Origin of the sequence: Xanthomarina arctica (assembly GCF_014638915.1) — a bacterium.
GTDB classification, from domain to species: domain Bacteria; phylum Bacteroidota; class Bacteroidia; order Flavobacteriales; family Flavobacteriaceae; genus Xanthomarina; species Xanthomarina arctica.
In genome coordinates this window covers 1,152,702-1,166,937 of sequence record NZ_BMFQ01000001.1, presented here as the reverse complement: position 1 = coordinate 1,166,937, position 14,236 = coordinate 1,152,702, and the positions used below count along the sequence as shown (strand labels likewise).

At 31.8% G+C, this 14,236-nt stretch carries 15 protein-coding genes; 4 read left to right on the top strand and 11 right to left on the bottom strand.

Annotated features, from left to right (window positions below):
* Positions 1 to 5: 5 nt before the first annotated feature.
* Positions 6 to 1,238, bottom strand: a complete 1,233-nt coding sequence (locus tag IEV77_RS05050; protein WP_188462441.1) for a serine hydrolase domain-containing protein — start codon at positions 1,236 to 1,238, stop codon at positions 6 to 8.
* A 136-nt stretch (positions 1,239 to 1,374) separates the two neighbouring features.
* Between IEV77_RS05050 and IEV77_RS05045 the strand changes: the two genes are divergently transcribed.
* Together IEV77_RS05045 and IEV77_RS05040 are read left to right on the top strand one after the other, a co-directional pair.
* Positions 1,375 to 2,721 carry an MptA/MptB family glycosyltransferase gene (locus IEV77_RS05045; RefSeq protein WP_188462439.1) on the top strand — a complete coding sequence of 449 codons (1,347 nt, stop codon included), beginning with the start codon at positions 1,375 to 1,377 and terminating at the stop codon, positions 2,719 to 2,721.
* The gene (locus IEV77_RS05040; RefSeq protein ID WP_188462437.1) at positions 2,702 to 3,523 is read left to right on the top strand and encodes an alpha/beta hydrolase; all 822 of its coding nucleotides are present in this window, start codon (positions 2,702 to 2,704) and stop codon (positions 3,521 to 3,523) included. The genes IEV77_RS05045 and IEV77_RS05040 overlap by 20 nt, the downstream gene beginning before the upstream one ends.
* A gap of 193 nt (positions 3,524 to 3,716) precedes the next feature.
* On the opposite strand, the gene IEV77_RS05035 is transcribed toward IEV77_RS05040, so the two are convergent.
* The 6 genes from IEV77_RS05035 to IEV77_RS05010 are packed head-to-tail and all read right to left on the bottom strand — an operon-like array spanning position 3,717 to position 8,062.
* A complete protein-coding gene (locus tag IEV77_RS05035; RefSeq protein WP_188462435.1) occupies positions 3,717 to 4,130 on the bottom strand; it encodes a VOC family protein in 414 nt (137 codons plus the stop codon).
* A gap of 11 nt (positions 4,131 to 4,141) precedes the next feature.
* Positions 4,142 to 4,375: a hypothetical protein gene (locus IEV77_RS05030; RefSeq protein WP_229736579.1), complete on the bottom strand. Its 234-nt coding sequence runs from the start codon at positions 4,373 to 4,375 to the stop codon at positions 4,142 to 4,144.
* 9 nt (positions 4,376 to 4,384) lie between these two features.
* Entirely contained in the window at positions 4,385 to 4,756 is a 372-nt protein-coding gene (locus IEV77_RS05025; RefSeq protein ID WP_188462433.1) for a hypothetical protein, read from the bottom strand.
* Between the two features lie 10 nt (positions 4,757 to 4,766).
* Complete coding sequence (locus IEV77_RS05020; RefSeq protein WP_188462431.1) at positions 4,767 to 5,741, bottom strand: deoxyhypusine synthase family protein; 975 nt, start codon at positions 5,739 to 5,741, stop codon at positions 4,767 to 4,769.
* Positions 5,731 to 6,672 carry an agmatinase gene (gene speB, locus IEV77_RS05015; RefSeq protein ID WP_188462429.1) on the bottom strand — a complete coding sequence of 314 codons (942 nt, stop codon included), beginning with the start codon at positions 6,670 to 6,672 and terminating at the stop codon, positions 5,731 to 5,733. Before speB ends, IEV77_RS05020 begins: the two co-directional genes overlap by 11 nt.
* Positions 6,662 to 8,062 carry a type III PLP-dependent enzyme domain-containing protein gene (locus IEV77_RS05010; RefSeq protein ID WP_188462427.1) on the bottom strand — a complete coding sequence of 467 codons (1,401 nt, stop codon included), beginning with the start codon at positions 8,060 to 8,062 and terminating at the stop codon, positions 6,662 to 6,664. Before IEV77_RS05010 ends, speB begins: the two co-directional genes overlap by 11 nt.
* A gap of 424 nt (positions 8,063 to 8,486) precedes the next feature.
* Between IEV77_RS05010 and IEV77_RS05005 the strand changes: the two genes are divergently transcribed.
* Together IEV77_RS05005 and IEV77_RS05000 are read left to right on the top strand one after the other, a co-directional pair.
* Positions 8,487 to 8,924: a carboxypeptidase-like regulatory domain-containing protein gene (locus IEV77_RS05005; RefSeq protein ID WP_188462425.1), complete on the top strand. Its 438-nt coding sequence runs from the start codon at positions 8,487 to 8,489 to the stop codon at positions 8,922 to 8,924.
* A gap of 14 nt (positions 8,925 to 8,938) precedes the next feature.
* On the top strand, positions 8,939 to 9,946 hold the full coding sequence (locus tag IEV77_RS05000; protein ID WP_188462423.1) for a transglutaminase domain-containing protein: 1,008 nt from the start codon (positions 8,939 to 8,941) through the stop codon (positions 9,944 to 9,946).
* Between the two features lie 8 nt (positions 9,947 to 9,954).
* On the opposite strand, the gene IEV77_RS04995 is transcribed toward IEV77_RS05000, so the two are convergent.
* The 4 genes from IEV77_RS04995 to IEV77_RS04980 form a co-directional block, all read right to left on the bottom strand.
* On the bottom strand, positions 9,955 to 10,866 hold the full coding sequence (locus IEV77_RS04995; RefSeq protein WP_188462421.1) for a pseudouridine synthase: 912 nt from the start codon (positions 10,864 to 10,866) through the stop codon (positions 9,955 to 9,957).
* 64 nt (positions 10,867 to 10,930) lie between these two features.
* Positions 10,931 to 11,836: a geranylgeranylglycerol-phosphate geranylgeranyltransferase gene (locus tag IEV77_RS04990; RefSeq protein WP_229736578.1), complete on the bottom strand. Its 906-nt coding sequence runs from the start codon at positions 11,834 to 11,836 to the stop codon at positions 10,931 to 10,933.
* Positions 11,823 to 12,755, bottom strand: coding sequence for a hypothetical protein (locus IEV77_RS04985; protein WP_188462420.1), 933 nt, complete (start codon positions 12,753 to 12,755; stop codon positions 11,823 to 11,825). The genes IEV77_RS04990 and IEV77_RS04985 overlap by 14 nt, the downstream gene beginning before the upstream one ends.
* Complete coding sequence (locus IEV77_RS04980; RefSeq protein WP_188462418.1) at positions 12,755 to 14,203, bottom strand: MBOAT family O-acyltransferase; 1,449 nt, start codon at positions 14,201 to 14,203, stop codon at positions 12,755 to 12,757. Before IEV77_RS04980 ends, IEV77_RS04985 begins: the two co-directional genes overlap by 1 nt.
* Positions 14,204 to 14,236 lie beyond the last annotated feature (33 nt).

Here is a 14,236-nt window from a genome sequence, read left to right as displayed (position 1 = left end):
AAATTCTATTCAACAATAATTTCAACATCTTCAATGTTTTCCACTTCTTGAAAAGGTAAAGCAATGGCTCTAAAAAGTGCTAAATGTGAAAAGGAAGTACTTGGAACATTCGTTTTATCGTTATATTTTGGATTTGCAGAAAGCTGTACAATAACCGTATTGGTTGTTGGGTTCACATATATATATTGTCCGTAAACTCCCATTGCCATGTATTCTCCTTGATTGCTTTCTGGAATCCACCATTGATATCCATAACCCAGTGAATCATCACTAGGTTGCACGTGTGTGCCATCTGGAATAGTTGAATCCTCAATCCAAGTTTCTGGCACTATTTGTTTCCCATTAAAAACACCTTTATTTAAAAATAAGGTACCAGCTTTTGCATAATCTCTCAAGGTTAAATTTAAACCTCCAAGAACCATTTCCATATTTGATCCGTCTAGCAACCAATAGCCATCATACTCCATCCCTAATGGATTGTATAGCTTTTCTTGCATATATTCTGTAATGGGTTTTCCGGTGGCTCTTTTTAGAATCATACCCAAAACATGTGTATTGATACTCACGTAATGATTTACAGTTCCTGGTTCTAATTCACGTTCTAAACTAGCTGCGAATTCATCTTGAGAACCTCCCATAGCAAATCCTCTTCCCCAACGATTAATGTCGCTAGAGAAATCGCCATAATCTTCATTAAAAGCAACTCCTGTCGACATTTGTAGCACATCTTTAATACGAACACCTTCATAAGCCGATCCTTTTAATTCTGGCACATAGACTTCTACATTTTCTTCAATACTTTTAATATCTCCTTCTTCAACAGCAATTCCTATTAAGGCTGATATGAAGGATTTTGCCATAGACCAAGATATGTTTCTGGTAGACTCCGTATTTCCTAAATAATAGTTTTCATAAACTAAACTATCATTTTGAATAACTAGTAAGCCTGTTGTCCAAGCATCTTCTATATATTTCTGAGTATTGTAATCCGTACCGTCATATTGAAAATCTTCAGGCAATTCTAAAGGAGTTCCTTTTGGATAAACAAACTTGTTGTCTGGAGCTTCCATAATTGCAACTGGCCAAACTGTTTCAAAAGATCTAAAATTGTGTACAATTTGATCTTCTTCAAAAAGATGCATGGTTAGATTTAGCATTTTGTATTTTGGGTAAAACCAAATTCCAAAAATAATAAGTATAACCAAAAGTACCAATCCAATTTTTTTCCAAGTTTTCATAAGGTGAATTTGATATTTTTAAACAGCTTGTAAGATAACATCTATTAAGTATTTTACTATATGAATTGCATATTTTCTTCATAAATAGGTTCTTCATTATAAAACTTGAAAAGCAAATAATATCTATCTTTGGTTGATGTTTCTTAATACCACCAATTTAAAACTTTATAAAATTCCCATACTATTGTCTATATCTAGTATGCTTTTCTATTTTAGTTTTGCTTACAATTTACAAAGAACAGATGCCATCAAGCTAATAACCTTGTATGCCGCTCTATTCTTTCTCTTCTATAAATTAATACAAATCAATAAAAGCAATTTTAAGTTTTTAGCAATTTTAGCCTTTGCGTTTCGGGCGGTTTTTATTTTAGCCATTCCAAATCTTTCTCAAGATTTTTATCGTTTTATTTGGGATGGACGTATGATTTTAGAAGGCCTGAATCCATACCTATTTACACCAGAATCTTTTATTTCAAAAGGAGAATACCCCATAAATCAGGCCCAAGAATTATTTGATGGCATGGGAAGTTTGAGCGCTAGTCATTTTACGAATTATCCACCTTTAAATCAGCTGTGCTTTGTTGTTGCTAATCTATTTCCAGGACAGTCTATTTTAAGTTCTGTTATTGGACTTCGTCTTATTATTATTGCAGCAGATTTTGGAACTTTAGTCTTCGGAAGAAAACTCCTTAAAAAGCTTAAACTTCCTGAATATCATATTTTTTGGTTTATTTTAAATCCGTTTATTATCATCGAACTTACTGGAAACCTACATTTTGAAGGCGTCATGATCTTTTTTCTGGTATGGAGTTTCTATTTATTGCAAATAAATAAATGGAAACTGGCAGCCATAATTTTCGCTTGTTCCGTATCCATAAAACTTATTCCTCTTATATTTCTGCCCTTACTTTTTTCTAAATTGGGTTGGAAGAAAAGCTTTATATTTTATACAATTGTTGGATTGGTTACCATCTTACTTTTCGCGCCTTTTTATTCGCAACAATTTATTACCAACTATGCCGAAACAGTAGGTTTATGGTTTCAAAATTTTGAATTTAATGCCAGTTTATATTATTTAGCCAGAGAAATTGGATATGTATTTACAGGTTATAACCAAATAGCTTTTATTGGAACAATTTCTGCCGTATTGGTTTTTCTATTTGTGATTTCTCTAAGCTTCTTTAGAAAAAACTTATCTGTAAAACAGCTTATTACCTTTATGCTTTTTGCTTTATCCTTCTATTATTTTACAGCCACGACAGTTCATCCTTGGTACATTGCAACGCTATTAATTTTAAGCGTGTTTACCAATTATAAATTTCCACTGGTTTGGAGTTTTGTTATTATTCTAAGTTATTTGGCTTATACCAATACTAGCAACTCCGAAAATTTATGGATTATTGGTTTGGAATATATTATAGTTTATAGTGTACTTTTATATGAAATATTAAGAAAGAAACCCCTTGAAAATAAATTTTCCTAAAATACTTAGACGCCTAGCCAGAATTGTGGCATCGCTTTTTATACTCTATATACTTTCCCTAGTTTTTGTATATTTTAAACAGGAACGCTTTTTTTTCAATCCGAAATTATTAGCAAAAGAGTATCCATTTGAATTCGAAGAAAACTTTGAAGAGATCAACATTCCTGTTGCCGAAAAAATAAATCTCAATGCCGTTTTATTTAAAGCAGAAAATCCGAAAGGAGTCATTTTGTATTTGCATGGTAATGCAGGCGCAATTCATGATTGGGGAAAACGCGCCAATTTATACCTAGAAAATAATTACGACATTCTATTTGTTGATTATAGAAGTTATGGAAAAAGTGATGGATACTATTCTAATGCTGATGAGTTATTTAGTGACATGCAAAAGGTTTACGATTTCACTAAAACCCGTTACAGCGAAGATGAGATAGTAATACTAGGGTTTTCTTTAGGCTCTGGACTCGCAAGCTATTTAGCATCTAAGAATAAGCCCAAAATGCTTATTTTAAATGCGCCTTATTATTCTTGGAAAACCTTGATTTCTGAAGAAATTGCGCCTCCAATTCCAGATTTTATAATTAAATACGACATTCCAACCTATCTATTCTTAAAGGATGTAACCTGTCCGATTAAGATTTTTTATGGCACTCGCGACTTTTTGATTCATCCAGAAACAAATGCTAAAAAACTTCAAGCTATCCAACCAAATAACATCACACTATTTCCTATTATAGATGCGGGACATAATGGCTTACATATTACCCGACAGTATTACCAAGATCTTAAAATAATTCTTTAAAAACACTATCAGAGCCAGGAATCCTGACTACAAATTTGTTTTAGATAACATCTACAAAAAAATATTGTTTTGGGCAAGCCAATAATTGAAGAAGTATAAAAACCAATATTATCTTGAAACAACAACTGCAACTGCAATTGTTGTTTCAAGTTTTTCTTGGCCTAGAATTATTTTTATCAAGAAAAAATATTTTCTAGGTTTTAAATATGTTTTGAGAATCTTTAAAGCATTTAAATTCCAACATATAATCGTTTGGATCTTTAACAAAGAAAGAAGCATGTTCTCCCGCTTTTCCGTTTAAAAACATGGTTTTTTCAACAATCTCTAGATTTTGCTTTTTAAGCTTTAAATAGATGTCGTTCCATGTTTTTTCGTCTATTATAATTCCAAAATGGAAGGAAGGTAAAATCTTACCTTCAAACACATAATTAGGACTATTAAAATGAAATTTTTCGGCTTTGATAAAAGTTAGTTGGTGACCAAATAAATTTATATCTACCCAATTTTGAGTGTGCCTGCCAGTGGTTGCGCCAATACTGTTTTCATAAAAGCTTTTCGTTGCTTTTACACTTAAACATGGTAATGACATGTGAAATGACGTGTTCATAAATTTACAAATTAAAGTTGTTTTAAACTTTCTACTCTGTAAATTACAAAATCTTCATCATTCTTTTGAGAAACTTCGACAAAAGTTATTTTAAAAGATTTATTGATAAAACTTTCATCATGCTTTAAGTCAAATTGTTTCAAAACCCTAGGGTGAACTTCGTCGAAAACCAATTCTTCTCCATTTTCAAATAAGAAGGTATAAAAACCATCTTCAAAGGATAAAAATTCAGCTACTCTCATCATTTTATTTAATTAATCCTCGTCTTCGTCTTCATCCACATCGTCGACAACGTCTTCCACATGGTCAACTTCATCTACGTCGTCTTCTGCGTCGTCGTCGTCAAAATCTAGATCTTTTCCAGCTTCTTCGTCAACAACAACTTCGTCCTCATCAACCTCATTATCATCTTCAGAATAATTCTCCATGGCTTGAACAAGTCTAACCCCAACTTTAACCAAGTAAATGGTGTCTTCGGTTTTAACTTCAACAGCTTCTACAATTTCATTTTTAATGTTTCTGAAGGAAATGATATCATCATCATCATAACCGTCAGGGAATTTTTCAACTAGAAGATCTAAAATATCTTCGTTCAATTTCTGATAATCAACTATTACTCGTTTCATTTTAAATAGGTTACATGTCTAATAAATAAGCAAATATTAACGGGGCAACAATGGTTGCATCACTTTCAATTATAAATTTGGGAGTATCGATATCCAATTTACCCCAAGTAATTTTTTCGTTAGGAACAGCTCCCGAATAGGATCCGTAGCTAGTTGTAGAATCACTAATCTGACAGAAATAACTCCAAAAAGGCGTTTCTGGTCTTTCCATATCTTGATACAACATTGGTACCACACATATTGGGAAATCTCCTGCAATTCCACCACCTATTTGAAAGAATCCAATACCGTTTTTAGAATTTTCTGTGTACCAATCTGCTAAGAATGTCATATATTCTATTCCAGATTTCATGGTACTAGCTTTTAGTTCTCCTTTAAGCACATAGCTTGCAAAGATATTTCCCATAGTACTATCTTCCCAACCTGGGCAAATAATTGGTAAATTTTTCTCTGCTGCCGCGTACATCCAAGAATCTTTTAAATCTATTTCGTAGTACTCTTCAAGGACTCCAGAAAGTAACATTTTGTACATATACTCATGCGGTAAATAACGTTCTCCTTTAGCTTCGGCATCTTTCCAGATTTTTACAATGTGTTTTTGTAAGCGTCTAAAAGCTTCTTCTTCAGGAATACAGGTATCCGTTACTCTGTTAAGTCCTTTTTCTAACAAGTCCCACTCATCTTGAGGTGTTAAATCTCTGTAGTTTGGTACTCTTTTATAATGTGAATGTGCCACCAAATTCATGATATCTTCTTCAAGATTCGCTCCTGTGCAAGAAATAATCTGTACTTTATCTTGACGAATCATTTCAGCGAAAATCTTCCCTATTTCGGCAGTACTCATAGCACCTGCAAGAGATACTAACATTTTAGCACCAGAATTTAATTGGTCTTCGTATCCTTTTGCTGCATCAACCAAAGCTGCTGCATTAAAGTGTAAATAATATTTTTCTATAAAATTAGAAATTGCTCCTTTAGTACTCATCTTCTTCATTGAATTTAGAATTGTTATTTTTATTTACGTGTGAATTATCAAAAGAGTTGTCATATTCATCGTCCACACCTTCATTTTGAAATTTATAGCTAAGCATTTTGTAATATAGTTTTGCAGCTAAGAAATCTGAAGATTTTTCATTTTTATTTGGACATAACTCAACTATATCGAATCCAACAACGTTCTTTTCGGTGAAAATTTGTTTTAAAAACTCTAAAGTTTCATACCATAAAAGACCTCCAGGTTCTGGTGTTCCAGTACTTGGCATGATGGAAGGATCGAAGGCATCTAAATCTATAGTGATAAACACATTCTCCGTCATTTGATGAATTGCAGAATCCATCCATGTATCGTCCACAGCCATTTCATGAGCAAAATAGGTTTTCTCTGTATCCATGACAGTTGTTTCAAGAACGTCCATAGAACGAATACCTACTTGAATTAGGTTTGTGTTTTGGCTAGCTTCGTATAAAGCACAGGCATGGTTACATTTTGAACCATGATATTCTTTACGTAAATCGGCATGAGCATCTAATTGTACCACAGTTAAATTGTCGAAACATTCGTTAAAAGCTCTAATAGTACCAATAGAAATAGAATGTTCTCCGCCGAAAGCAGTAACAAATTTATTTCTTTTAATATACTTTTTTGTCGCTTTATGTACAGCATCCACCATGGCTTCTGGTGATGAATTCTCGGTAACAGCATCTGCTAAATAAACACCTTGCAGATACACTTCAGTACCTGTTTCAATATCGTAAAGCTCCATGTTTTCTGAAGCATTTAAAAAAGCTTCTGGACCTTTATCAGCTCCTTTTTGCCAAGTACTTGTACCATCATAAGGCACAGGTATTAAAACAATTTTTGCACTGTCTAATTTCGAATATTCTTCTTCTATTCCAGCATACGTTTTATTCTCCATGGTAACCTAAAATTTTAAGTAAGTCTTCACTTTTTTGTTGTTCACTAAATAATTTTGTTGTGAAGTTTCCATCTTCATCTTTATCAATTAAAATATGTTTTGGCGAAGGTATTAAGCAATGCTGCAAGCCTCCAAATCCACCAATAGATTCTTGGTAAGCTCCTGTGTTAAAGAAACCAAGATACAACGGTTTTTCTTTATTATATTTTGGTAAATATATAGCATTCATGTGTTGTTCGCTATTGTAATAATCGTCGCTATCGCAGGTTAAACCTCCTAACAATACACGTTCATAACTGTCGTTCCATCTATTAATTGGCAACATAATAAAACGTTTATTAATAGCCCAAGTATCAGGTAAGGTTGTAATAAAAGACGAATTTATCATGTTCCATTTCTCACGATCGTTTTGCTGTTTTTGGTAAAGCACTTCGTAAATAGCTCCTCCACTTTCCCCTACTGTAAAGCTACCAAATTCCGTAAAAATATTTGGTACAGGAACACCTTCTTGGTCACAGAATAATTGAATTTGATTGATAATTTCATCTACCAAATATTCGTAATCAAAATCAAAACCTAATGAATTTTTTATTGGAAATCCTCCTCCAATATTTAAACTATCTAAGGAAGGACAAATTTGTTTTAAACTTGTATAAACCTTTAAACATTTAGAAAGTTCATTCCAGTAATAGGCATTATCTCGAATTCCTGTATTGATAAAAAAGTGAAGCATTTTTAACTTAACCTTTTTATTATCTTTTATCTGTCTGTTATAAAAAGGAACTATATTTTTATATCCAATTCCTAAACGAGAGGTATAAAACTCAAACTTCGGTTCTTCTTCTGATGCGATACGAATTCCAATATTATATTTCCCCTTAATTTCTTGAGACAGCAAATCAATTTCTTCGTAATTATCAATAATCGGTATACAATTTTTTTGTCCACCGTTAATTAATCGAGCGATATTGGTTACATATTGAGCACGTTTAAACCCATTACTAATCACGTAAGTTTTATCTGTAATTTTACCTTCGGCTTTTAAATTTTCTACAATATCAATATCGAAAGCAGAAGATGTTTCAATATGAATGTCATTCTTTAAAGCTTCATTTAAAACATGTTTAAAATGCGAACTTTTAGTACAATAACAATAATTGTATTTTCCTTTATACTTATGATTTTTAATAGCTTTAGCAAACCATCCTTTTGCACGGCCAATATTAGTAGAGATTTGTGGTAAATAGGTGAATTTTAATGGCGTACCATATTCTTCAACTAAACCCATTAAGTCTATATTGTGAAATTGAAGATGTTTATCTTCTAGTTTGAATTCTTCTTGTGGAAAATAAAAAGTTTGATTGATTAAATCAATATATTTTGTATTCATTATATGTTGTTAAAATGTAAATATTCTAATTTTTAAAAACTAAACGTTTAAAAGTAAACAATAATGAGTACAAATCAAACTTGAATTTGATTTTGTGTTGTAGGCATAAAGCCATTGTTATGCTGGCTAGCATAAATTGGTAAAGTGAAAGTAAGCTTTAAAATTCGGTTACTTAATCTGAAAGCTGCTTTTGAGAATAACTTCCCTATTTTCAAAAGCCCGAACATAGAAACATGATTCAATTTGTTCAGCTAAATTTGGTGCAAAAGAAATACTTTTTTTTATAAAACTAACTTATTTTAAATGTTTTTTCACTACCTTAAATAGAATTTATAACTTAACTCTCTCAAAAGAGGTTTGCACTAAAAAAATACACATGAAAACTTGAAAACGTAAAATAAAAATTTGATAAAACTCTATTATTATGAAAACACACTTCACAAGTACACACGACAGATTTAGCTTGAAAAAGCTAGCGAAAACAACTGGTCTATTTGGCATCTTTATGATAGCTTTACTAGTTTCAAATCCTATATACGCACAAACAGATAAGGCTTCAACCAATGAAGAGATTACTGTAAAAGGTGTGGTGAAGGATGAATTTAGCCAACCTTTGGAGGCGAATATTACCTTAAAAGGAACCACAGTAGGAACATCTACTGATAAAGATGGGACATTTACCTTTCCAAAGGAATTAAAAAAGAATGATATATTAATTTTTACTCATTTGGGCTTTAACACGACCGAAATAAAAATTAATGAAAAGCATACTTTTCTAGAAGTTACCATGGGAACTGAAGTAGTTGAAATGTTAGGGGCTCCAGAAGTGGATAAACCTTATAAATCTAAACGTAATAAGTAACTCTCTATTTCCAGATGAAAAACCTCTGGTTTTTAATAGTATTCCTTTTTGTATTTAAAGTTTATCCGCAACAATCTGATTTTAGTCATATTGATTTTAGCAAAGCGGATAGGAATGTCTTGGCATGCAAAAATGAAAATTTAAATAATTTACCTCAGCTCGTTGATAAGCTAACTGCAGGATTACCAACCGATGTAGAACGTTTCAAAGCCATATATTTATGGGTTTGCACAAATATTTCTAACGATTATAATTTGTTTTTAAGAAATGAACGCAAACGAAATAAATTTCAAAATGATAGTCTCAAACTAAGTAATTGGAACTCTCAATTTAATAAGACCATATTCCGTGAGCTTTTAAAGAACAAAAAAACAATTTGTACTGGCTATGCTTATTTAGTAAAGAAAATGGCTGGTTTGGCCAATTTGAACTGTGAGGTTGTCCATGGCTACGGCAGAACAAGCACTACAAATATTGATAAATTAGAAGCTCCAAACCACTCATGGAATGCTATTGAGTTAAATGGTAAATGGTACTTATGTGATCCAACTTGGGCAAGTGGCTTACAAAATGCCGAAACTTTTGAGTTTAACTTTCAATACAACGAGGGATTCTTTTTATCTGAACCTGAATTATTTGCTATAAATCACTTTCCAATTGAAGAAAAATGGTTTCTTGAGAACACAACTACATTTGATGCTTTTTTAGAAGCACCCGTTATTTATGGTAAAGCTTATAAAAATTTATTAGCTCACACCACACCAAAAAAGATGCATCAATCTATAACTAAGCATGATAAGCTAACCTTTGAGTATGTTCTTCTAAAACCAGTTACACAAAAAGAAATCCATTTATTAATAGATAATGGGCATCACTCTAAAAAAGTCAAACCCACTTCCTATTTATTAAAAGGCTCTTCCTTAACTCTAGAACACCAATTTAATTCGAAAGGATTTTATGATGTGCATGTGTATTTTGGAGAAGATTTAATATCAACGTATACAGTAATGGTTAAGAGTTGATTTAAAAATTACAACATCTTTAAGGTATTCAATTCTTGTTCTGTAAGGTGTTTCCAGTGCCCTCTAGGAATATCTTTTTTTGTAAGGTGTCCAATAGCAACACAATCCAAACTTACAATTTCGTATTTTAATTCGTCGAAAATAGTTCTTATAATCGTATTACCAGTGTTTTTAATTTTAAGGCCTATATCTTTTTTTGAAGCACCATCTATATAGCTAATCTCTTCAACAGCAATAAGTTTACCTTCAACTTTAAAACCTTCTCTTATTTTTTTAAGATCTTCTAATTTTAGATTTTTATCCAATTCAACTTGAAATAAACGTGCTACACCATTTTTAGAATTGGTGAATTTTTCAGCAATACTTTCATCATTAGTAAACAATAGAAGCCCTTTAGAGTTTCTTCCTAAACGTCCAATAGGTTTAATTCTTGAAGAAGTAGCATTTGCTACTAAATCCATAACTGTTCTACCTTTTCCTTCGGCAGTAGTTGTAGCAAAGCCTTTTGGCTTATTTAGTAAAACGTAAGCTTTCTTTTCTGGGTTAATACGTCTTCCATCATAACGAACTTCGTCTTCCAGCTTTACTTTGTAACCCATTTCTATAACAACCTTTCCGTTTACAGACACTAAACCAATAGCAATATGAGCATCGGCTTCTCTACGTGAGCAAATTCCAGAATTAGCAATGTATTTATTTAAACGCATCTCATCTGGATTCGATTTTTTTGGCGCTGATTTTTTCTCAGGTTTAGGTTTAGCATTAGAAAATTGCGTCTTTTTTATTGGAGAATTACCTCTAGCATAACTCTTACCCTTATCAGAACTACTACCCCCACGACTAGTTTGACTAGCTCCTTCATTCTTCTGCCCTCTTGCTGTAGATTTTCCTTTACTTCCGCTACCTTGATTTCTGCTCATGATTACTAATTTTTTGCAAAGATACAGAAAGACAGATTGCTTTCAACCAACTAAATAACAAATCTTAAATTCTATTAAGTAGTAAGTTGATATTTATGAGCATAATGCTAAAAACCCCTGCCACTATAATAAATTTCAAAATATTATGTAATACCAAATAATGCGTTTTTGTTTTTGAAGCCCAAAGGAGTACGATAAAAATGAATAGTAAAATAACACTTAGATAAAAGAAATAGGCCATTTGACTTACCTGGTACCTGAATAATAAAAAATACGCTGGAATAGTTGTTAAAAAAGCAAGTACCGTTAACATAACCTTTGAAACGTTTTCACCATAAACAATAGGAATGGTTTGATAATTTTGAACCAAATCGCCTTTGATGTTCTCTAAATCTTTTGTCAATTCCCTCATTGAAATTATTAGAAACAAAAAAGCGGCATGTACAAAAATTACATGTTCGAAATTTTTATAATACATAAAAATGGCAAAAAATGGGGTAATGGTTAAAATTGCTGATGTTAGATTACCAATAAATGGCATCTTTTTTAGCTTATGCGAATAAAACCAAATAGCAAAAATATAAATGGAAAAGAAAATTACTGCATTAAAAGACACATAGCTTGCCATAACTACTGCCAGAAAATTAAGCACAAAATACAAGGATAATTTGGTATTCTGACTGACTAACCTGTCCAACATCGATTTGTTTGGACGGTTAATTAAATCCTTTTCAGAATCGTAAAAATTATTGATAATATAACCTGATGCAATTGTAGCCGCCGAGGCCAAAACCAACATCAATAAATTGACATCAAAAAACACTTCACGTAAGGATTTTTCTGGTGCTAAAATATAAATAGCTGATAAGTATTGCGCAATAATAACAATAAGGATGTTGTAACCCCTAACGACAGAAAACATGCTAAAAAACTTTAGTAGGATATGTTTTTGTTTTCTATTGATCTTCATTTATACGACTATTTGTTGCTTCAATATTTTTTATAAAGTTAGCTACTTTTTCTGAAACCATCATGGCAGATTCCTTAGTTAAGTGATGCCCATCTGTAAATTGGTATAAGCCATCTTCATTATAGAGGTTTATGTATTTAACCGAAGTGATTTCTGATAACTTATTAATTCGTGCATCAAAATCAGGCATGATTTGATACTCAATAGCTTTCATTTTTTCATGAATGGGTAATCTTACCAAATAAACCTCTCCAAATGGTTTTAAAAACAAGATGGTTTGTTTTAAATAATCGAGTCTTAATTCTGAAAACTGATAAGTTTCAAGCTTTTGGGTATAATTATCTATGGAACTGCTCAAATTCTTTTCTAATTGAAGAGAATCCTGCTTGATACTCACTTCTAACCAACCATCATCATGTAAAAGAAAATTAGAATTATTAATAAGTACTTTTACATATAAATCAGTAAAACCATTTACGAAATAAGACAAGTTTGGGTTAGAATTTACAGATGTTACTTTTCCTAAAAAGTTTTCAGATTCGTCAAATTGTAAGGCATTTTCCGGATCCAAACCATCGCTTACAAGTACCCAAGGATCGACAGAAATTATAAAAATATTGTTCGTCGACTCTTCATTAAATTTATTTTTGATACTATTTAAATAGGTAGGACCAAAAGGACTAGTGTTGAATGTAAAAGAATAATTATAAAAGCCATCCTTGTTTAACTCTTCATTAAAAACAGAAGGCACCAAGCCCTGAGCCGCTCTTGACGACCCCAAAATTAGTGAACTTTGTTTAGAGGACGTAAACCGTTTATAAAAAGGATCGAAACGTCCATCGGCTTTAGAAAAAACAAACCCAATAGAAATGGCAATTACCACTGAAAATATAAAAAGTTTAATTAAATATTGTTTCATTAAAATTGAAAATAAATAAACTGTTCCTGCTTGCTTCCAAAAAGAAAGATAATCATTACCAATCCGTAATAAAAACCATATCTCACATACTTTGGAAATTGGATTCCAAAACGCTCTAAGGCGTGATTATTAAATCTTCCTTGCCATTCAATAAACATTTGAAAGGCAATAAAGAACAAGACAATCCAAAGTTTTTCTTCAGCTATAAATTGTGGCAAAGTAAATAGCGACTTCGAAAAAATACCATTTATATAGGCAAATGCGTCTTTAATACTATCTGCCCTAAAAAATATCCAAGCAAAGGTTACTAAACTAAAAGTAAACAACATTTTAATACCTGAGTTCAGGTGAGATAAAGTAGAATTTACCGTGTTATTTTTAAGAGATATTTTGTTTTTATTCAACTGGATGGTTGGCACATAATATAAAAAATGCAAAAGACCCCAAACAATAAATGTCCAATTGGCGCCATGCCAAAAACCACTAATAATAAATACAATAAATATATTTCGATATGTTTTTAGGTTGCTTACGCGACTTCCTCCTAAAGGAATATAGAGATAATCTCTAAACCAAGTTGTTAAGGAAATGTGCCAACGTCTCCAAAAATCTGCAATGTTTTTAGAGAAATAAGGGAAGGCAAAATTTTGTTTAAACTCGAAACCAAAAAGCTTTGCTGTACCAATGGCAATATCTGAATATCCCGAAAAATCGCCATAAATTTGAAACGCAAATAATACAGCTCCTAAAACCAGAGTACTTCCAGAGTGTTCATTTGCATCATTAAAAATAGCCGAAACATAATAAGCACAATTATCAGCGATGACTATTTTTTTGAAAAAGCCCCATAACATCTGTCGGGAACCATCAACAGCCTTTTCATAGTTAAATGATCGTTTCTTAAAAAATTGAGGTAATAAATTAGAAGCTCTTTCAATTGGTCCAGCAACTAATTGCGGAAAAAAGCTAACAAAACAGAAAAAAGCTAGAATATTATTTGTCGAATCAATTTTCTTCCGATACACATCAATCGTATAACTTAAGGTTTGAAACGTATAGAAACTAATTCCAATTGGAAGGATTAATTGTAAGTAATCTGGATTGATGTTTTGGCCAAAAAAGCTAAATGCTGTTGAAAAACTATCAATAAAAAAATTGTAATATTTAAAAATACCCAACAAGCCTAAATTGGCAATAATACTTAAACTTAAAAATAGTTTTCGGTGTTGAATTTTGCTCGTCTTGGAAATAGCCTTAGCCAAATAAAAATCTAAAAAGGAACTAAAAACTATTAGGAATAAGAATTTCCAGTTCCACCAGCCATAAAAAAAGTAGCTAGAAGCTAGAATTAAAATATTTTGATAGGAAATTTTTCTTGAGGCAACAAACCAATAAAGCAGAAAAACTATTGGCAGAAAAATTGCAAATTCAAGTGAATTAAACAGCATATAAGTGGTTAATTTTTAAGGTTTCAAAAACAA